Below are 18,791 nucleotides of genomic sequence, written 5' to 3'. Positions count from 1 at the left end.
CATAAGCAGCCGAATCGGCAGTGGCTCGGTACGCCGCTGGCGGTCATAACGGCAGCTCAAAAAAGTGCAGTCCCCAGCGGACTGCACTTTTTATGCTGTATATAAACTCATAGATTGATCACGGCGACTGTGAGCACCGCCGTCACGCCGCCGACGAAGCTGCCGACCAGACAGTCCGAAGGGTAGTGCAGTCCGAGATAGATCCGGGAAATACAGACGATGAGTGCCATAACAAGCAGCAGGACGGCGACCCAAGAGCCCATAAACAGAAACGGCGTAATGATGGAAAAGATGGCCGTCGAATGCCCGGACGGGAACGAGGGGTCCTTCAGCGGGTTTTTGCCAACCCTAACGCCTTCGAGAGCGAGGTAGGGGCGAATCCGCTGGACCTTGCGTTTAATCAGGGTCGTAATCAAAAAGCTGATGGCCAGCGCGGCAAAGCTCTGCAAACTCGTTGTCCGCCACGGCTCGGGAGCAAACAGCGCCACGGACAGCGTCAGGGTGATCGTAAACAGCGCGCCGCCCAGGTGGGTCAGCATGCGCAATGCAGCATGGAGCATGGTCGGATTCTGAGTGCGGTTAATCCAGTGGAATATGCGCCGGTCCCAGCCGTGCGCCTGCTCCATATAACGGGTGATGATCATGCAACGGTCCTCCTCAAAAATATGTTTTTTGCTTCGAATGGTCGTCAGCGTCCGAAGCTTAACCCTATTGCCTCATTGCCTCGAATGAACCTTGGTACGCTTGCGCCATTTCAGGTAAACGTATACGGCCAGAATGGCGAACACGGCGGCCACGACATATTTCAAAAAATGCTCCGTCCAGGTCAAGACCAGCTGCCATTGATTGCCGAAAATGTAGCCGATCCCGACAAAGACGGTAACCCAGAGCGCGGATCCCGTGTAGGCGTACAAGGCGAAGGTGCGGTAAGGGACGCGGATGATCCCTGTAAAGTAGCCGATAAACTGCCTGACTCCCGGAATGAAATAACTGAACAGCAGCAGCTTGTTGCCGTATTTGTGATATACTCTGGCGGTCTTTTCCACATGCTCCGGTTTGAGAAACAGCCATTTCCCGTAGCGCTCAATCAGCGGCTGACCCAGCTTGTACCCTAGCACATAAGTAACCGTCAGCCCGACGATGGAGCCGAGGTAGGCGGCACCTAAAGCCGGCAGCAGGTCCAGTACGCCTTTATAGGACAAATACCCGGTGTAGGTAAGCGTCGTATTGCCTGGCGGGATCGGCAAAGCGATGGCATCTAGCGGAAGTCCGAGAAGCAGGACCCAATATCCGTACTGTCCGAACAGCCGCTCGATATATCCCAGCACATCCATAAAAATCTCCTTATCGTTGATTGTACTTGTGCTTTCCATTTTAATTAGCAAAGATTAAGAACGGATGAATAGAAAGCTTAAGAAAGTATTAAGCCGTCTGCCCGATTTCTTAACAGTCCGGAAGAACTTGTATTCCCATGATACGCAAATTTTTGCCGGAACAAAACCGTCTCCGGTTGGGGCGGAAACCCGTCTTAAGACCAGGTTTTTCTTGCGGCGCGATTTTATATAAAATTGTCGTAATATTATACTGTATTAACGGTTTTTCATGTGTTAGATTAAGGGCATGATGTCTTAATATTAAATACTGAGGAGCGCTGGATATGATCAGAATCGGTAAAATAAGCTATTGGCATGTGCATGCATGGGACTATACGAAACAGGCTGAGGCTCATCCGGGTGCGGAAATCGTGGCTGTGTGGGACGAAAATCCGGAGCGTGGGCAAGAAGCCGCCGATAAGCAGGGCGTGACTTTTTACGCATCATTGGATGAAATGCTCAGCCGTGACGATATCGATGGGGTCATCGTGGATGCGCCAACGAACATGCACCGCGAAGTCATGATCAAAGCGGCAGAAGCCGGCAAGCATATCTTTACGGAAAAGGTTATTGCCGCAACACTTAGCGAGGTCAACGACATTATTGCGGCTGTGGAGAAAAATAACGTGAAGCTGACCGTATCCCTTCCCCGACTGAACGACGGCTATACGCTGGCGATTCGGGAACTTCTGGACCAGGAGCTCCTGGGCAAAGTAACTTATGTACGTGTGCGGCTGTCCCACAACGGGGCAACGGCCAATTGGCTGCCTGCGCATTTTTATAAGAAGGAAGAGACGCTCGGCGGCGCCCTGATCGATCTTGGCTGCCATCCCATGTATTTGACGCGACTTTTCTTGAGAGAAGAGCCTGTGGACGTGAGCGCGCAATTTGGATACATAACCGGAAAAGAAGTGGAAGACAATGCGGTTGCGACATTGTCTACGAAATCAGGCGCAGTAGGCGTCGTAGAAGCCGGATTCGTGAACAACTTTTCGCCGTTTACCGTGGAGGTGCACGGCACCGAAGGAACGATCCTGTTCGGAACGCCGGACAGCAAGCTGCTGCTTCGTACGACCCGCAATGAGGAATACAAGGATGCCTGGGTCGAGATTCCGGTTCCGGCCAACCGCGAAAGCGCGTTTGAGCAGTGGATCAGCCATATAGAACAAGGCACAACTGCCGACGAAAACATTGCGATGGCGATCGAGTTGACGAAGCTCATGGAAGCGGCCAATCTGTCGAACGCCGAGCGCCGCACCGTTAAACTGAACGAACTGCAAGGCTAACCATCACAGAACTTATCAGACATAAGGATGTTGCTGCAATGATGAATAATTTTCCATACGAAACTATGCAGGGACGCCAGGATGCTTTGGAGCGTCTGGATTTACGCATCTATTGGGGAAATTATGAGATTCGGGTGATACGTTTTCATTTGACTTCTTTTCCTCCGGGGAAAATCGTGTCCTTTCACAAGCATGCCGAGTTTGAGTTTCACTTTATACCGCGCGGCAAGGGAACGGTGATCCTGGTGGATGAACCCTATGCTCTTCAGGAGGGCATGTTCTACCTGACGGGGCCGGAGGTGCTCCATTACCAGGAAGCGGATCCCGAGGAATCGATGGATGAGCTGTGTCTGCATGTGGATATCCGGGACCTGTCGCAGGTCCAGGATTCCGGGCAGTCGCCGCGTCCATACGCCGATCCGTGGGAGGCGGCCGAGGCGCATGACTGCATCGAGAAGCTGCGGACGCTGCCGCTGAAGCCCGTGATGGATACGTACCGGGCGATGCCGTTTTTCCTGGAGGCCTTCAACGCCTCACAGCAAAAATATTTAGGACTGTATACAACGATCAAAAACTGCATCATTCAAATTCTGCTCCGTGCCGTGCGCGCTTACGAGCCGGAACCACGGGAGGCGGAGCTTCCGTCCCGGGACATGAAGGCCTACCGGTACCAGCTGGCTCTGGAGTACATTCATGCCAACTCTTCCGGCGAAGTGGTGCTGGAGGATGTGGCCGACAAGCTGCATATCAGCTCGAGGCAGCTGCAGCGGATCATTAAGGATCAGGGGGGCGGGCGGTCCTTCAGCGAAATTTTGGAGGATTTCCGCCTGCAGGAAGTGTGCCGCCAGCTGGTGGAGACGCGCTGGTCCATCGAGAAAATCGCCGTTCAGGGCGGATTTTCCAGCGGAAGCTATCTGCATACCGTTTTTCGGAAGAGGTACGGCTACACGCCGTCGGAATACCGGAGAAAGAACGCGAAAGTATAGGAGGATTACGATCTCGTGGGAAAAACAATTCGGATTGGCATTATCGGAAGCGGGGGCATCGCCGGAGCGCATGCCCGGGCTTACAAAGGAATCGAGGATGTTCAAATCGTCGGGGTGGCGGATATTCTGCCAGACAAGGCGCAGCAATTCATTGAGCGCTGGGACCTGCCGGATGCGACCGGCTTTGACGACCACCGTAAGCTGCTCGAGCTGGATCTGGATGGCGTAAGCATCTGTACGCCGAACGTGGCGCATTACCGCACAACGGTGGACGCCCTGTCAGCCGGCAAAAACGTCATGCTGGAGAAACCGATGTCGGTCACGCTGGACGAAGCGGTCGAAATGGTGCAGGTATCCAAGAAAACTGGAAAAATGCTGAACGTCGGTTTCCAGCCGCGCTACGACCCGAACATGGCCATCATTAAAAACATGGTCCAGAACGGACAACTGGGTAAAGTGTACTACGTGGAAACCGGGGGCGGACGCCGCCGCGGCATGCCGGGCGGAACGTTTATCCGCCAAGATATCGCCGGAGCAGGCGCGATGGCCGATATCGGCTGCTATTCGCTGGACCTGGCGCTCAACACGCTTGGCTATCCGAAGCCGCTGACCGTCTCTGCCTATACCTCGAACTATTTTGGCACCAATCCGAAATACCACGCGGAAGCCGGACAATTTGACGTTGAGGATTTCGGCGTGGCCATGGTCCGGTTCGAAGGAGACCTGGTCCTGAACTTCAAGACGTCCTGGGCGATGCATATGGATACGCTTGGTGCGACGATGTTCCTCGGCACGGATGCGGGCATGAAGGTGCTTCCGGCAGGCAGCGGCCCTTGGAGCGGGGTATGGGATGGGCATGTCGGCTCCATCTCGCTGTTCCATGACATCCAGGGACATCATACCGAGAGCAATATTCCGCTCATCAAGCATGAAATCAATGTGTTTGAGGAGAAAATCAAGGATTTTGTCCGCGCGCTGCGTGAAGGCACGCCGGCTCCGATTCCGGGCGAGGAAATTTTGCGGAATCAGGCCATTATTGACGGCATTATCCGCTCCGCGCAGACGAAGAAGGAAGTCGAGATTCATATTCCTGATCTCGTGTAACTGCGCTAACCAAGTCCATTGCTTTAACCCGCATGGTTACAGCAGTCCGAATTTCCCGCTCTGGGATCTTCGGGCTGCTTTTATTTTTTCGGATTTCCGTCCGGCACAGGTGTTATCTTTTTCGGGAAATAGGCAAACCTGATTTTGGGAGACCTAAAACCAGAATACAGGAGGACGATTGCAAGTATGAAAAAAATGGTGATGTCCGTCTGCCTCAGCGCCGGATTTCTGCTCGGATCCGCCGCCGTAACACCGGCTGCTTATGCCAATTCGGAAGAGCCGCAGCTGAAGGTGAAAATCGTAGATTCCAAAGGCGGAGAAGTAGGGACGGCGCTTCTGACTCAAAAAGGAGCCGCAGTTCAGATCCATATCGAAGCCGCGAATCTGCCGCCAGGTGAGCACGGCATTCATTTCCACGAAAACGGCAAGTGTGATCCGCCTGACTTTAAAACAGCTGGAGCCCATTTCAACCCGACCGGCAAGCAGCACGGCTTCCATAATCCGAAGGGCTATCATGCCGGAGACCTGCTGAACATTCAGGTGAAGCAGGACGGGACGGTAACCGCCGATTTGGAAACCCAGTCCGTAACGCTTAACAAGGGAGCCGCCAATTCGCTCCTGAAGCCGGGCGGAACCGCGATCATCATCCATGAGAAAGCGGACGATTACGTGACCGACCCGTCGGGGAACTCCGGCAACCGGATCGCCTGTGCGCGGATTGAATAGCTGCGGACAGCCGTCAGCATTCCTGGCTGCCGATAGCGATGATATACACTCCTGAAGGAAAGATGCCTTCAGGAGTTTTTTGTGTTCTCGACGTGTCACAAGCTCATATCGGAACGGGATTGTTATCGCTTGCAAAAAAACGTTGCCCGGCTCCATATTCCTGTGATATATTAAAACTCCTTCCATTTTTTCCACATGACCGGCTATTTTACCGCCAATGATTCTCCAGGAAGAAAAACGACCCCATCATAAAACAGGAGGAACCTCTGTTGTGAACTGGCTTAAATGGGATTTGAACCTGCAAATCCGGCTGATCGGCGACACACTCTTCAATTTGCTGTTTTGGATGTACTTTCCTTACATCACCCTGTTTTTCAGCGACGCATTCGGCAAGACCGCGGCCAGTATGCTGATGGCTGTTCCCCCCTTGGTCAGCCTGCTCGGGAGCTTGTTCGGCGGGTATTTGGCGGACCGCTTCGGCCGGAGGCCTGCCATGCTGCTCGGGGCTTGCATGCAGTCCTGCATGTTTGCGGTTTTTGCGCTATCCCCGTCCCATTGGCTCGACTATGCCGCATATATCGGACTCGGGCTGGGAGGAGCGATCTATTCGCCGGGAAGCTCGGCCATGGTAGCCGACGTGACTCCGGAAAAGGACCGGCGGATGGTATTCGCAACCTTCGTGACGGGCAGAAATATCGGGGCGGTCTTTGGCCCGGCGCTGGGTTCCGTATTCTTCTTCCAGTACCGGCACGAGCTATTGTGGACCTGCACGTCGGTAACGCTTCTGTACTTTTTGACCATTTTATTGTTCAGCAGGGAGACGCTTCCGGGATCGGCAAGGATGAATCGTACCCGCAGCAAGCTGACCGCTATCTTGAAGGAGCAGGTGGTGAGTTACGGCGTCATTTTTAAGGACAAGGTGTTTGCGCTCTATATTGCCGCGGGCATCCTGGTGACGATTGCTTTTATGCAGCTGGATATGTATCTTGCGATGTATGTCAAAGAATACGTGCCGGGACAGGCGCTGCTGTCCTTCAGCGGCTGGACGTTCAACCTGAGCAGCGCGCAGGTATTCGGGTTGATGCTGGGCCTGAACGGTCTGCTGTTCGTGCTGTGCGTCCTTCCTATAACCAAGCTGTTCGAGGGCTGGTCCGAACGGAACATCCTGATCATGTCGGCCTTGCTGTTTGGCGGGGGAATGTTCTTGATCGGTTTGACGACGCAGGTGTGGCTGCTGCTGGTGTTTACGTTTGTGTTTACGATCGGCGAGCTGTCGCGGAGCCCCGTCACCGACAGCTTTATCAGCAAATATGCGCCTGAACACGCGAGAGGGCAATACATGGGGGCGGCGAATCTGCAGTTCTCGGTCGGCCGGTTTATCGCTCCGGTCACGATTATGCTGTCGTCGTGGTTTCCGCCGGTGGTCGTGTTCGGCTTCATCCTCCTGGCAACGATCCTCAGCTCGCTTTTGTATGTTCAGGTTTTTAAAATCATTCCGGCAAGCTACTACGAGAAGAAAGCCGAAATCACAGGTTGAACCCAAACAAAGCCGTTCAAGAGCGGATGCAATCCGCATCGCTTGAACGGCTTTTTTAGACTGTTATTCGGCTGCTGCCGGCATTCCCGCCTGGACGGGTCTGCCTGTCGGTGCATGAACTGGCTGGTCGCGTATGACGGAACCGTCCTGCAGATGCAGCCAGGTGTCAAAACTTCGCTCCCCTTGCGTGAGCCGGATGACCCGGGCTCCGGGCATGAATGGCTGATCCAGATAAGCGTTGCGGGTAGTCCGGCCGTAACACAGGCGGATACCGTGCAGCGTTCCCCAAAAATCGTTGCCGTGATCATGGCCGACAAAGGTACCGAGAATGTCGCCCATCTCAACCATGCTCGCAAAAAAACCGGTGTTGATCCAGGGCGCGCAGCAGTGGCGGTCTAGCTTGTTCCCATAACAGACCGAGAAATCCCAAATATCGTTATATTCGGGCAGCGGGATATGGAAGAAGGCAAGCGAGGGCAGCGGGACTCCGCCGTTGCCTGCCGTAAGACGGTAGGACTGCTGTGTATACCATTCAATCTGGCTGCGGCGGATCCAGTCGTAAAATCCGACGCGCAGGTGCTCCAGTGGCGAGTAGCTGCCCGAATCCAAAAAGTAAAGGACGGCCTCCGTGTTGTCCCGGTGTGAATCCCGGATTTCCAGACAATAGTTGCCGGTGCCCTTGACGTGGGGCGGATCGGGAATCGCATAGCAGTATCGGTGGGACAGCTGCAGGGCATGAAGCTGTTCCCGCGTCATATCGGGAGCCTCGGAGTCGTGGTTACCAAAGACGGCTGCCCAGGGGATGCCCATCTGCTCCGGAACCGACACCGCATCCCGAAACGCTGCGGCCGGATTCGGGCTTTTATTGCTGGCGATCACGTCACCAGTGTAGACGACCAGATCGGGCTGTTCCGCCTCAATAATCCTTCGCATCATATCCTTCATTTGAAGCTCTTCATCATCAGGCTCGCAAAACTCCGTATCCGTAAATTGGACAATGGTGAACGTGCCGTCCTCGCGAAACCGCAATGTTTTCCTCATCTGCCTATCCTCCCGCTATGCGTTTTCCGGCATGGACCGGGTCTGGAGCAAGCCGGCAGGGACAACGGCATCCCAGGCATCCGGAATATCCAGGCCTAGAGCGGCTGCGGCGACAGCCGCGGTGTCCACAATCGAGATTTCTCCGATGGTTGTTCCCGGCTCGATTCCCGGCCCCACGCAGCCCCAGAACACATTTTTATCCATTGGATGATCGCTTCCGTGGCTGAATTTGTCGTCGCCTCCGCCGCCATGGTCGGTCAATACAATCACCAGGCTGTCTTCAAGAAGTCCCAGCCGCTCAAGGGTACCTAGGACCTGACCGAACAGGACGTCATTTTGTGTAATCGCATTCAAATATTCCGGCGAGTCCGGTCCATAGCCATGCTTATGTCCGGCTGCATCGGGTTCATCCAGCTGCATGAACAGCAGTTTGACGTCCGGATTTTGTTCCAGATAGTTCTGGATGGCCTGAACCAGATCGGCATCCGGCAGAGATTCCTTATGTATTCCGATGCCATCCTCAACGATCCCGTCATTGATCGGGCTCCAGCTGGTGAAGGAGGCGAGCTTGGCCTCGGGCCATGCCTTCCTTGCAAGCCGGAATACGGAATGGTAAGGCGATTCGGCAGGATAAGGCTCGCTCGCAGCGACCTCGTTCGTTAGTCCGTGCTTCTCCGGCACGACGCCGTGGAGCACGGAGCCCCAGCATTCCGCGCTGATTGTCGGCGACTGTGCTTGGGCGTCATAGGTGACGGCCCCTTTTGCCAGAAAAGCATCGATGACCGGTGTAGCCGTGTGCTGAATAAAGCTGCCTGCGCCGTCCATTCCCAGAATGAACACGCGCGAAACGGCATTTGCATTGCTCATGGGTCAACCTCCCCAAAGATGATTTCGCTTTCATAGGATCGATCACGCCCCTAGCATAAAGATTCCTGTACGGGGTGTCAACCACCGATTGGGAAATAAGCAAACAAGTCATCAGAGCGTTAGCAGGAAGTCATCATCGTGGTAGCCGGTCTTTGCTTGCACCATATAGAATCGGAATTGTAAGGGGTTACTGGTCACGAAACGACAAAAAGGAGTGAGATCATGCAAGAGGCGGTGCAGCTTGACCGGAATGCGGTGAGCCCGGCAAAGATCCGGCGGGTTTCCACGTTCCGGAGACAACTGAAGAAATACAAATGGCTGCTGCTGATGACACTGCCGGGAGTCATTTATTTATTCATCAACAACTATATCCCCATGTACGGCGTCATCCTGGCTTTCAAAAATTACAATTATGTTGACGGCATTTGGGGAAGCGAATGGGCGGGACTGGACAACTTTAAATTTTTGTTCAACTCCCAGGACGCCTATGTCATTACGAGAAACACCTTTCTATACAACTTCGTGTTTATCGTCCTGAATCTGGTGCTGGCCGTCCTCGCAGCGCTGCTGATTAACGAAATCAGGGACAAGGTCATCACCCGGTTCTACCAGAGCACCTTTCTGCTGCCGCACATCATTTCCATGGTCGTTGTGGCGTACCTGGTCTACAGCTTTCTGAATGTTGAAAGCGGTCTGGTGAACCGGCTTATCGCCAAATGGTTCGGCGCTGAAGCCGTTTCCTGGTACGGCGAGCCCCGCTACTGGCCGTATATCCTCGTGATCGTTAATGCGTGGAAGAACGTAGGGTACTTGTCGGTCATCTATTTCGCCGCAATTATCGGGATTGACAAGGAGTATTACGAGGCGGCAACCATCGACGGCGCCAGCAAGTGGAAACAGATGACGCGGATTACGATCCCGCTGATCACGCCCGTCATTACTACGATGACACTGCTTGCGGTCAGCGGAATCCTCAGAAGCGACTTCGGCTTGTTCTACCAAGTGCCGATGAACACGGGCGCGCTTATCCCGACCACGAATACGATCGATACATTCGTGTACCGGGCGATGACGCAGTCGGGCGACATCGGGATGTCCTCGGCGGCGGGCTTCTATCAATCGGTCGTCTGCTTTGTCCTGATTCTGGCAGCTAACGCAGCCGTCCGGCGGATCAACAAGCGTGACGCTTTGTTTTAGGGAGCCGCGTTTTTCGTCGCAAGGGATGTGTGCAAGCGTCATTGATTTTTCCAAGAAAGGTAGAGGAACGTCATGAGGACAGCAAGCGTGAAAAAAATCATCGGCCCTTCTTTGATCCACCTGTTTTTCTGGGCTTTTACACTGGCATCATTGATTCCCTTTATACTGATTTTTATGGTGTCGATCTCGAGTGAGGATTCAATCCTGCAAAAGGGGTATTCCTTGTTCCCCAAGGAAATCAGCTTTGCTGCGTACCAGTTTTTGTTTAACGATTTCTCGGAAATCGCTAAGGCCTACGGCGTCACCATCCTGACGACACTGATCGGAACAGTGGTCAGTTTGCTCATGACCGCGTTGTTCGCCTATCCGTTGTCCCGTCCGGATTTGCCCCTGCGGCGTACGTTATCCTTTTATATTTTCTTTACGATGCTGTTCGGCGGGGGGATGGTGCCCTGGTATATGACGTATGTCAACATGTTTGACCTGAAAAATACGATTTTCGCCATGATCATTCCCAATCTGCTGCTGAGCGCCTTCAACGTGCTCTTGATGCGAAGCTTCTTCTCATCGACTATTCCGGAGTCGGTCGTGGAGTCGGCGACCATTGACGGAGCCAGCGAAATCCGGATATTTTTCAGCATCGTCCTGCCCCTGTCGCTGCCGATCATGGCGACCATCGGGCTGTTCAACACGCTGTCTTATTGGAACGACTGGTATAACTGCATGCTGTTTATTGATAAGCCTGAGCTGTACAACATTCAGTACTTGATGACCAAAACGTTAACCAATATCCAATACCTGCTGATGAAATCGGGAAGCTCCGCCCAGGTGGGCGAGCTGCTGGCCAAGATGCCCCGGGAAACGGTCCGGATGGCGCTGGCCATCGTCGGGATTGCCCCGCTGCTGTTCGCTTACCCGTTCTTCCAGAAATATTACATCAGCGGGATAACGAGCGGCGCCGTCAAGGGCTGACTCTACATCATTTAATCATTGAGAGGAGAAGCGTCGACAATGAAAAAAGCCTACCATTTGGTGCTGATCATGATGCTGTGCGGAATGCTTGCCCTGACGGGCTGCGGCAAAGGAGGTGCAGGTGACTCCGGCGAAGCTTCAGGCACGGCCGCCGGCGGCTCCGGTTCGGACAGCGGCACCGGTCTGAAGCCTTATAAAATTACGCTGGTATATCCGGCGTCCGCACCCAAGGATCTGCAGCTGGTCCAGGATGAGATGAGCAAATACCTGACGGAAAAAATCAACGCGACGATCGAGCTTAGGCCGATTGAATGGGCGTCATGGGATGACAAGACCAACCTGATGAAGATTTCCAACGAGCCGTTCGACCTGCTGTTTACGGCAAGCTGGTTCTCGTATGCCAAGGATGTGGCCAAAGGCCAGTTCGTGGAACTGGATGAGCTGATGGCGCAGTACGGCAAGGACATTCCGGGAATTCTCGGAGATGACTTCATTAAGGGCTCGAAGATCGGCGGCAAATTGTACGCGCTGCCGACGAAGAAGGAATTCGGACAGGGCTTCGGTTTCCTGCTCGACAAGAAGCTGGTGGACAAATACAAATTCGATATCAATGGCGTCAAGTCGCTGGAAGATATGGAAGCGATGTTCAAAACGATTAAAGACAACGAGCCTGGCGTGACCCCGGTCGTCTCCAGCAAGTTCACGAATGTTTGGAGTGCGGCCAATTACGACGGGATCGTGGCGAATCTGGCCGTTCCGCGGGGAAGCAAGGAACCTAAAGCGATCGATACGCTTGAGGATCCCAAGTTCATCGACTTCTTCAAACGGATGCATCAGTGGTATCAGAACGGCTGGTTCGACAAGGACATTCTGACCTCTGACGCCGACCAGGGAATGAATATGATTAAAGCCGGCAAGGCGTTCGCCGTGGCCCAATCCCTGAAACCGGGCAAAGACAAGGAGATGAGCGTCACGACGGGCGTGGACCTGGTACAGGTCGAGACGGCGGAGCCGTTCACGACGACGGGAGATGCGCAGGGGGCGATGCTCGGCATTTCCCGGACATCCAAGGATCCGGCGCGGGCCATGATGTTCCTGGATCTGCTGTACAACGATCCGAAACTGCTCAATATGCTGGATTGGGGCATTGAGGGCAAGCATTACGTGAAAAAATCCGACCAGGTCATCGATTATCCGGAAGGCGTCAATGCGGACACGCAAACCTACCCGAATCCGGGAGGCTGGATGTTCGGCAACCAGTTCAATTCTTATCTGTGGGCGAACGAGGATCCGAACAAGTGGAAGGAATTCGAGAAGTTCAACGAGCGGGCGGAACGGTCGATCGCCCTCGGATTTGCTTTTGACCAGGAGCCGGTCAAATCGGAGCTGGCCTCCATCGCCAACGTGGAAAAAGAGTTTGACGCCACACTCCGCTCCGGTGCCGCGGATCCGGAGAAAATCATTGCCAAGTGGAAGGAAAAACGCAAGGCGGCCGGCTTTGACAAAGTCAAGGCGGAAGTAGACAAACAGCTCGCCGAATGGGCGAAGGCGAATCCATAACATCGGCAGTTACGAGGGAATCTCCAACCGGTATAGCTTAAAACCGGGGATGGGGATTCCCTATTCCCCTTCCTGAAACACTTTATTTTGACAAAAAGGACCGACAGAGCTATGAATATCAAACGTTCGCTGCGCAGCAAATTAGTGATCGGCTTCATTGCCATTACGCTTCCGCTCTTCCTGCTTTTGCTCTATAACAATTACTACGCGATGAACACGGTCCGGGAACAGGTGGCCGATTCGAACAAAAACTCGATCATCCTCTATTCAAGCCAGATCGAGGCGGCGCTCAACAAGGAGATCAAGTTTTTGTACAACTTTGCCGTCGAGGATCCCAACATTGCCGCGCTGTCCCAGCTGCTGAACGATGGAGACGAATATGTTCTGGCCAAGGCCCGGATCCTGAACAGCCTTACGCGCTATCACCGGTTCGATAACAGCGTGGACCTTCAGTTCATCTATTCGGTGCAGAACCATGATTTGTTCAATACGCCGATCAAGACGCAGTCTTATGACGAACTGCAGTCGATCCAAATGGCTATTCAGCAAGTGGTGAAAAATGCCCGTCCGGACAGCCCTGTGTTCATGCAGTGGAAGGCGATTCCATACAGCAAGGGCAAATACGCCCTGATCCGGCTTGTGGATGCGGGTGATGGTTTCTATTTAGGGGCGTTCGTTCAGCTGAAAAACTTGATGATCCCGCTCGATCTGGTTCATCTCGGGAAGGACGGCTACGCCGGCTTTTTGAACGAAGCGGGCGAATTGATCACCAGTTCGGCGTCTCCCGATTCGCCCAAGCTGGACATCCCGCCGCTCGAAGAAACAACCGATACCTACCAGGCCGTAAAGGCGGATGGAAGACGGTATATCGTGGTCCAGCACCCGATCCAGAGTACGGAACTCAGCCTGGGCGCCTTTATTCCGGAAGCCCGGATGCTGCAGAATCTATACCATTTCAGACGGGGGATCCTGATGATTTCCGTCTTGGCGGTCATCGTCCTGATCATTTATTTGATCTACTTGAACGATATCATCTTGAAGCCGATGAACAGCTTGATCCGTGGTATGCGGAGCATCAAGAACGGCAATCTGGCTTACCGGCTGAAGCCTTCCAAATCGAAGGAATTTATGATCATCAATGAAACCTTTAACAATATGGCTTCTGAAATTCAAGAACTGAAAATCAGCGTGTACGAGGAGCAGATCAAGGCGCACAAAGCGGAGCTGAAGCATCTGCAGCTTCAGATCAATCCCCATTTTCTGCTGAACTCCATCAATATCGTATACAATTTGGCCCAAATTCAAAATTACGGCGTCATTCAGCTGATGTGCCTGAATCTCGTTCAATATTTCCGCTTTGCGACCCGTACGAACCAGGTGGCGGTGACAATGGCGGAGGAAATGGAACATTTGGAGAGCTATATCCGGATTCAACAGGTCCGCTTTCCGGACCAGGTGACATATGCCTGCCATTTGCCGGAGGAGCTTGCCCAGGCAGCGGTTCCGCCGCTGCTCATTCAACCGTTTGTCGAAAATGCGATAAAACACGGCTTTGATTTTATGGACCATCCGTTTCATATCGATATCCGTATCGATCACGCAGGGACGGGAGAGCTGACGGTCGTTATTGCCGACAACGGCGCCGGGTTTGACGAAGAGACGCTGCAGTTGCTGCAGACAGGAGCATATATGGAGAGCCGGAGCGGCGAGCATCTGGGCATGACGAACGTCCTGTACCGCTTGAAGCATTTTTTTGGCAGCGAAGCAGGACTGTCTTTTGGGAATGCTCCTGAGGGCGGCGCCGTCGTCACGCTGACGATTCCCCACCGGAGGGTGGAGGAGTTCGCTTCCTAATCTTGAACAGAACTGGAGGGAACCTGATGTATAAAGTGCTGATCGTGGATGATGAAATGTATGCCGTTATGGGAATCAAGAGCGGTGTCGATTGGGAGGCGCTGCAGGTTTCAGAGATTTACGAGGCTTATAATCTCAGGGACGCGCTGAAAGTGTTCGAGCGTGCGGCGATCGACGTGATGATCTGTGATATTGAAATGCCGAAAGGTACCGGAATTGAGCTGCTGGAGCGCGTTAATGACATTTCGCCGGAAACCGAAACGATATTTTTGACGGCTCATGCCCATTTTGATTTTATGCAGCGGGCGATTCAGCTCGACGGATTTGACTATCTGCTGAAGCCGATAGAGTACGACGTGCTGAAGTCGTCGATCGCCAGGGCGCTGGAGTCTGTCAAGCAGGAACGGGAGATGACGGAGCTGAGGGAACGGTACAATGAAACCTGGCAGAAGAGAAAAGGGCTGATCACCGAGAAATTCTGGAACGACGTCCTTACCCGGCGCATCCATTGCACACCGGATAACGTGCTTAAAATTTTGCAGGAGCATGAGCTGCTTTCTTTATCGGGGACGACCTTCATGCCTGTTCTGGTCAGCGTGGAATCGTGGATGCGGGAGTACAGCACCCGTGATGAAGAAATGATGGAATACAACATCCGCAAAGCAGCGGAGGAGATGCTGCTCGATCCCGGCCGCGGTGAGGTGATCCAAACCAAGCAGGGGGTCAACGTTGTTATTTTGTACGGTCCGGAGGATGGGGAGATACGCGAAGATACATTGTATGACCGCTGCATGGCCTACCTGGAGTCCTGCCGGCGTTATTTTCACTGCACCTTATCCTGCTACATCGGGGAGCCGTCGACATTATTCGAAATTGGCGAAACCTATCAAAAGCTGCTTGAGATGGAGTACGTCAATCTGAACAAATCGAATGAGGTGTACCGGCTGGCCGGGTTCGTACCGGAGAGCGGCCAGGTGCCTGCTGCCAAGCTCCGGAATTGGATACAGCTGCTGGAGCTGGGAAAGCTTGAGGATGTAGAGCGGGATCTGAAGACCTGCCTCGCCGCCCAGCGTCTTATTCCGGCGTTGTCCGAGAAAGAAAGCCATCCATCGGTCATTCAGCGTGTCCAGTGTTACATTGCCGAGCATCTCCATGAACCGATCACAAGGGAGCAGCTGGCCTGTTGTGTGCATTTGAATCCGGCATACTTGTCCCGTCTGTTCAAGCGGGAAACGGGAGAGTCCATTACGGATTACATCCTGCGTGAGCGGATGGAGGCCGCCAAAGAGATGATCAGGGAGTCCAGCATGCCGATTTCTGATGTGGCCAAGTCTCTCGGATACTACAATTTTTCGCATTTTTCCAAAATGTTCAAAAAGGTGCATCACGCCTCACCCCAGCAGATTAGACGAAAGTCGGTTTGAAGGCGTGGATGCCGTGCGGCATCCCGCCGCCTAAGTTTGCTCGTCGGGATGCGCTGCTGCAGGCGGGAACAGCCGGAATGCTGTATCCACAAACAATCTGACGGCAATGGATGCCTGCTTGAAGGACGGAACGGCAAGATGCAGCTTGCGGTACGCTCTGGGAGTCAACTCCCGGCTCATGACATGTTCAGGCACGCTCTGCAGGGACAGCTCCGACATGATGCAGATGCCCAGTCCTTCGTTGATCATGTTCAGGGCGGTCGGATAGTTGGTCGTAATATGCTTCACGTTCAGATTCGCTCCCCCGGCGCGGAACAGCTCCATAACCGGCAGCTCATAGCCGCCCTTGCAGACCAGCATCGGCTCATCGGAAAGATCCTGAATCCGGATTTCCTTGAAATTGCGGAAGGGGTGATCGTCACGGAAAACGACGTGAAGCGCTTCGTTCCGCAGCAGCCTTGAGTCCAGATCGTTCAGCGGCGGAATGAGGAAGCCGACATCCACGACCAGCTCATCGAGCCAATGCCGGACTTCCTCCACGGTGCCTTCATACATCTGAATATGAATGTTCGGATACTTGTCGTTGATGGCCCGGACGATTTTCGGATAATAAAAGGATGCGGCGGCCGGAAAGGCTCCGACACGGATGCTGCCGGTCTCGAGCCCTTTCTCGGCGGCAACCTCCTGCGAAATTTTTTCGTATTGCAGCAAAATTTCCCTGCCAGTGACCACGATCCGTTTGCCGATATCGGTCAGGACGACACCGTTTCGCGGATGGCGATTCAGGAGGGTAACTCCGAGCTCGGACTCCAGGCTGGATATGGCGCGGCTGACCGCCGGCTGGGTCATATTCATCATCTGGCCCGCTTTCGTAAAGCTTCCCGTTTCCGCGACAGCCACGAATAATCTGATCTGCGTCTCATTCATAACGGATATGTTATACCTCCTATGAGGAATATGCATTTTATTTATAGTTCAACGTATTGTATCATGGTGATTGACCATGATTCAAGGAGTGACCTTCCGTGCGAATGCAGAAGAATACATTGTTTCTATTAATCTTTTTAATATTGGTATGGGGAATCAACTGGCCATTATCCAAAATAGCTCTGGACTATGCGCCGCCAATCTTGTTCGCCGGCTTGCGGGCACTGATCGGCGGCGTGCTGCTCGTGCTGGTGGCTCTGCCGAAAGCGAAGCACTTGCGGCTGCGTCAGACCTGGCCGATCTATTTGACCTCCGCGCTTCTCAGCATCGTTATATACTATGGTGTCCAAACCATCGGACTGCAGTATACGCCGGCCGGATTGTTCTCGGCGATCGTGTTTCTCCAGCCCGTGCTGCTTGGGCTGTTCTCGTGGTTGTGGCTGGGAGAGGCCATGACGAAGCAGAAGATGGTTGGCCTGATCGTCGGCTTTGCCGGTGTCGCCACCATGAGCGCGGGCGGGTTTACCGGGGACGTTTCCGCCGTCGGTATTATTTTGGCGCTGGTCACGGCCCTCTCCTGGGCGCTTGGCACGGCTTATGTCAAGAAGATCGGACCCAAGGTCGACTCGACCTGGCTGACGGCGATGCAAATTACGATCGGCGGTGTCATTCTGCTGCTGGCCGGTTCGGGGATGGAAGACTGGTCGAAGATCCAGTGGAACGGGACGTTCATTTGGGATACGCTGTTTATCGCCGTTTTCGTCATCGCGGCAGGTTGGTTCGTCTATTTTAAACTGATCAGCGAAGGGGAAGCGAGCAAAATCGGTTCGTTTACGTTTCTGATTCCGATCGTTTCGATCTTTTCGAGCGTGCTATTTCTGAACGAGCAAGTGACGATAAATCTTGTAGCCGGCCTTATTCTGGTTCTTGCCAGCATTGTGCTCGTCAACGTACGGTTCCAGCGCAGAAGAGCGTCGGCGCTGCCTGCGGTGCCTGAGGGGCAGGCAGGGCCGGGAGCCCGATGAACCGGGAGACCGGGGCTGGTATTAAAGCAAAATCCGCGTTTATCGCGGATTTTTTCATTTTTTTTGCGAGAAATCAGAGATGATAGCAATTTATAAGAAATGCAGGCGTCATTTCCATGATAGAATGCAATTAAGTCAAACGGTATCACGATCTGTGAAGGCAGACTAGACTCAGGAATCTCCGCTTAACGGAGCAAATGTTGAGCCTGATCATGCTCAGGTTACCGTGAATATTCCGAGAAAAGGTGGTAATTTTAAATGGCACTGCAATTGGACAAAATTTTCGTGAATCTCCCGGTTAAAAACCTGAAAAACTCGATCGAATTCTTCTCCAAAATCGGATTTGCCTTTAATCCTCAATTTACGGATGACAATGCAACCTGCATGGTCATCAGTGATCATATCTATGTCATGCTTCTGGTTGAGCCGTATTATCAAACGTTCACCAATAAAGAAATCGCCGACGCCTCCAAGACGAACGAGGTTATCGTGTGCGTGTCCGCCGACAGCCGCGAGCAGGTGGACGAAATCGTAAACAAGGCGCTGGAAGCGGGCGGCAAGCCGTCCAATGACAAGCAGGATCACGGATTTATGTACGGCTGGAGCTTCCAGGATCTCGACAACCATTTGTGGGAAGTCATGTATATGGATCCAAGTGCCGTGCAGCAGCAGTAAGCGATTCAACAGATACCATAGAAAAGAAGGTGCAGGCTGCCGAGCCTGTGCCTTTTTTTGAAGAGATCAGAAAGTATAAGTTTCGAAAGCCGCTGGTTCCTGATTTCGCAAAAAAACTTCTTTTAAACGCGGTCTGTCTTCTTTGAAGGTACGTCGTTAGACGTTTTTCCTAGGAAAACGGTTCCATAGTCTGGTAAAATGATGTACAGGACAAGTCACTTGTGGAGAGGAGCAGCA

The 18,791-nt window shown here is 53.2% G+C and carries 17 protein-coding genes; 12 read left to right on the top strand and 5 right to left on the bottom strand.

Features of this window, described 5'->3' with window-relative positions:
* Positions 1–107: 107 nt before the first annotated feature.
* Positions 108–644 carry a phosphatase PAP2 family protein gene (locus K2F33_RS26635; RefSeq protein ID WP_244169176.1) on the bottom strand — a complete coding sequence of 179 codons (537 nt, stop codon included), beginning with the start codon at positions 642–644 and terminating at the stop codon, positions 108–110.
* A 72-nt stretch (positions 645–716) separates the two neighbouring features.
* Positions 717–1,334: a DedA family protein gene (locus K2F33_RS26630; RefSeq protein WP_089546886.1), complete on the bottom strand. Its 618-nt coding sequence runs from the start codon at positions 1,332–1,334 to the stop codon at positions 717–719.
* A gap of 323 nt (positions 1,335–1,657) precedes the next feature.
* Between K2F33_RS26630 and K2F33_RS26625 the strand changes: the two genes are divergently transcribed.
* From K2F33_RS26625 to K2F33_RS26605, 5 genes are all read left to right on the top strand, one after another.
* Complete coding sequence (locus K2F33_RS26625) at positions 1,658–2,659, top strand: Gfo/Idh/MocA family protein (protein ID WP_263879837.1); 1,002 nt, start codon at positions 1,658–1,660, stop codon at positions 2,657–2,659.
* Positions 2,660–2,697: 38 nt separating this feature from the next.
* The gene (locus tag K2F33_RS26620) at positions 2,698–3,645 is read left to right on the top strand and encodes a helix-turn-helix transcriptional regulator (protein WP_152403641.1); all 948 of its coding nucleotides are present in this window, start codon (positions 2,698–2,700) and stop codon (positions 3,643–3,645) included.
* Between the two features lie 15 nt (positions 3,646–3,660).
* Positions 3,661–4,749, top strand: coding sequence for a Gfo/Idh/MocA family protein (locus tag K2F33_RS26615; protein ID WP_076167171.1), 1,089 nt, complete (start codon positions 3,661–3,663; stop codon positions 4,747–4,749).
* Positions 4,750–4,935: 186 nt separating this feature from the next.
* Positions 4,936–5,475 carry a superoxide dismutase family protein gene (locus tag K2F33_RS26610; protein ID WP_076167168.1) on the top strand — a complete coding sequence of 180 codons (540 nt, stop codon included), beginning with the start codon at positions 4,936–4,938 and terminating at the stop codon, positions 5,473–5,475.
* A 271-nt stretch (positions 5,476–5,746) separates the two neighbouring features.
* Positions 5,747–7,012 carry an MFS transporter gene (locus K2F33_RS26605; protein WP_263879830.1) on the top strand — a complete coding sequence of 422 codons (1,266 nt, stop codon included), beginning with the start codon at positions 5,747–5,749 and terminating at the stop codon, positions 7,010–7,012.
* A 63-nt stretch (positions 7,013–7,075) separates the two neighbouring features.
* Here the strand turns inward: K2F33_RS26605 and K2F33_RS26600 are convergent, their stop codons facing one another.
* Together K2F33_RS26600 and K2F33_RS26595 are read right to left on the bottom strand one after the other, a co-directional pair.
* Positions 7,076–8,053 carry a metallophosphoesterase family protein gene (locus tag K2F33_RS26600; protein ID WP_263879827.1) on the bottom strand — a complete coding sequence of 326 codons (978 nt, stop codon included), beginning with the start codon at positions 8,051–8,053 and terminating at the stop codon, positions 7,076–7,078.
* Between the two features lie 15 nt (positions 8,054–8,068).
* Positions 8,069–8,920 (bottom strand): alkaline phosphatase family protein, encoded by an 852-nt coding sequence (locus K2F33_RS26595; protein ID WP_263879824.1) that lies wholly within the window; start codon positions 8,918–8,920, stop codon positions 8,069–8,071.
* A gap of 327 nt (positions 8,921–9,247) precedes the next feature.
* On the opposite strand from K2F33_RS26595, the gene K2F33_RS26590 reads away from it, so the two are divergent.
* From K2F33_RS26590 to K2F33_RS26570, 5 genes are all read left to right on the top strand, one after another.
* The gene (locus K2F33_RS26590) at positions 9,248–10,117 is read left to right on the top strand and encodes an ABC transporter permease (protein ID WP_244867372.1); all 870 of its coding nucleotides are present in this window, start codon (positions 9,248–9,250) and stop codon (positions 10,115–10,117) included.
* Positions 10,118–10,189: 72 nt separating this feature from the next.
* A complete protein-coding gene (locus K2F33_RS26585) occupies positions 10,190–11,089 on the top strand; it encodes a carbohydrate ABC transporter permease (RefSeq protein ID WP_076167155.1) in 900 nt (299 codons plus the stop codon).
* A gap of 39 nt (positions 11,090–11,128) precedes the next feature.
* A complete protein-coding gene (locus K2F33_RS26580; RefSeq protein ID WP_089546894.1) occupies positions 11,129–12,649 on the top strand; it encodes an ABC transporter substrate-binding protein in 1,521 nt (506 codons plus the stop codon).
* A 111-nt stretch (positions 12,650–12,760) separates the two neighbouring features.
* The gene (locus tag K2F33_RS26575) at positions 12,761–14,503 is read left to right on the top strand and encodes a sensor histidine kinase (protein ID WP_263879816.1); all 1,743 of its coding nucleotides are present in this window, start codon (positions 12,761–12,763) and stop codon (positions 14,501–14,503) included.
* A 26-nt stretch (positions 14,504–14,529) separates the two neighbouring features.
* A complete protein-coding gene (locus tag K2F33_RS26570) occupies positions 14,530–15,927 on the top strand; it encodes a response regulator (RefSeq protein WP_263879814.1) in 1,398 nt (465 codons plus the stop codon).
* 30 nt (positions 15,928–15,957) lie between these two features.
* Here K2F33_RS26570 and K2F33_RS26565 read toward each other — a convergent pair whose 3' ends face one another.
* Positions 15,958–16,854, bottom strand: coding sequence for a LysR family transcriptional regulator (locus K2F33_RS26565; RefSeq protein ID WP_263879811.1), 897 nt, complete (start codon positions 16,852–16,854; stop codon positions 15,958–15,960).
* Positions 16,855–16,958: 104 nt separating this feature from the next.
* On the opposite strand from K2F33_RS26565, the gene K2F33_RS26560 reads away from it, so the two are divergent.
* Both K2F33_RS26560 and K2F33_RS26555 read left to right on the top strand, forming a co-directional pair.
* Positions 16,959–17,879, top strand: a complete 921-nt coding sequence (locus K2F33_RS26560) for a DMT family transporter (RefSeq protein WP_263882454.1) — start codon at positions 16,959–16,961, stop codon at positions 17,877–17,879.
* A gap of 258 nt (positions 17,880–18,137) precedes the next feature.
* Positions 18,138–18,554 (top strand): VOC family protein, encoded by a 417-nt coding sequence (locus tag K2F33_RS26555; protein ID WP_089546898.1) that lies wholly within the window; start codon positions 18,138–18,140, stop codon positions 18,552–18,554.
* Positions 18,555–18,791 lie beyond the last annotated feature (237 nt).

Origin of the sequence: Paenibacillus sp. PSB04 (assembly GCF_025809195.1) — a bacterium.
GTDB lineage: Bacteria > Bacillota > Bacilli > Paenibacillales > Paenibacillaceae > Paenibacillus_AQ > Paenibacillus_AQ favisporus.
This window is presented reverse-complemented; position numbering and strand designations above follow the sequence as displayed.

What these genes read in the sequence shown, in the direction of transcription:
- K2F33_RS26630 (WP_089546886.1), bottom strand. Translation starts at nt 1,334, where the DNA reads ATGGATGTGCTGGGATATATCGAGCGGCTGTTCGGACAGTACGGATAT.
- K2F33_RS26595 (WP_263879824.1), bottom strand. Translation starts at nt 8,920, where the DNA reads ATGAGCAATGCAAATGCCGTTTCGCGCGTGTTCATTCTGGGAATGGAC.
- K2F33_RS26620 (WP_152403641.1), top strand. Translation starts at nt 2,698, where the DNA reads ATGATGAATAATTTTCCATACGAAACTATGCAGGGACGCCAGGATGCT.
- K2F33_RS26600 (WP_263879827.1), bottom strand. Translation starts at nt 8,053, where the DNA reads ATGAGGAAAACATTGCGGTTTCGCGAGGACGGCACGTTCACCATTGTC.
- K2F33_RS26635 (WP_244169176.1), bottom strand. Translation starts at nt 644, where the DNA reads ATGATCATCACCCGTTATATGGAGCAGGCGCACGGCTGGGACCGGCGC.
- K2F33_RS26585 (WP_076167155.1), top strand. Translation starts at nt 10,190, where the DNA reads ATGAGGACAGCAAGCGTGAAAAAAATCATCGGCCCTTCTTTGATCCAC.
- K2F33_RS26575 (WP_263879816.1), top strand. Translation starts at nt 12,761, where the DNA reads ATGAATATCAAACGTTCGCTGCGCAGCAAATTAGTGATCGGCTTCATT.
- K2F33_RS26590 (WP_244867372.1), top strand. Translation starts at nt 9,248, where the DNA reads ATGACACTGCCGGGAGTCATTTATTTATTCATCAACAACTATATCCCC.
- K2F33_RS26555 (WP_089546898.1), top strand. Translation starts at nt 18,138, where the DNA reads ATGGCACTGCAATTGGACAAAATTTTCGTGAATCTCCCGGTTAAAAAC.
- K2F33_RS26580 (WP_089546894.1), top strand. Translation starts at nt 11,129, where the DNA reads ATGAAAAAAGCCTACCATTTGGTGCTGATCATGATGCTGTGCGGAATG.
- K2F33_RS26610 (WP_076167168.1), top strand. Translation starts at nt 4,936, where the DNA reads ATGAAAAAAATGGTGATGTCCGTCTGCCTCAGCGCCGGATTTCTGCTC.
- K2F33_RS26570 (WP_263879814.1), top strand. Translation starts at nt 14,530, where the DNA reads ATGTATAAAGTGCTGATCGTGGATGATGAAATGTATGCCGTTATGGGA.
- K2F33_RS26560 (WP_263882454.1), top strand. Translation starts at nt 16,959, where the DNA reads ATGCAGAAGAATACATTGTTTCTATTAATCTTTTTAATATTGGTATGG.
- K2F33_RS26625 (WP_263879837.1), top strand. Translation starts at nt 1,658, where the DNA reads ATGATCAGAATCGGTAAAATAAGCTATTGGCATGTGCATGCATGGGAC.
- K2F33_RS26565 (WP_263879811.1), bottom strand. Translation starts at nt 16,854, where the DNA reads ATGAATGAGACGCAGATCAGATTATTCGTGGCTGTCGCGGAAACGGGA.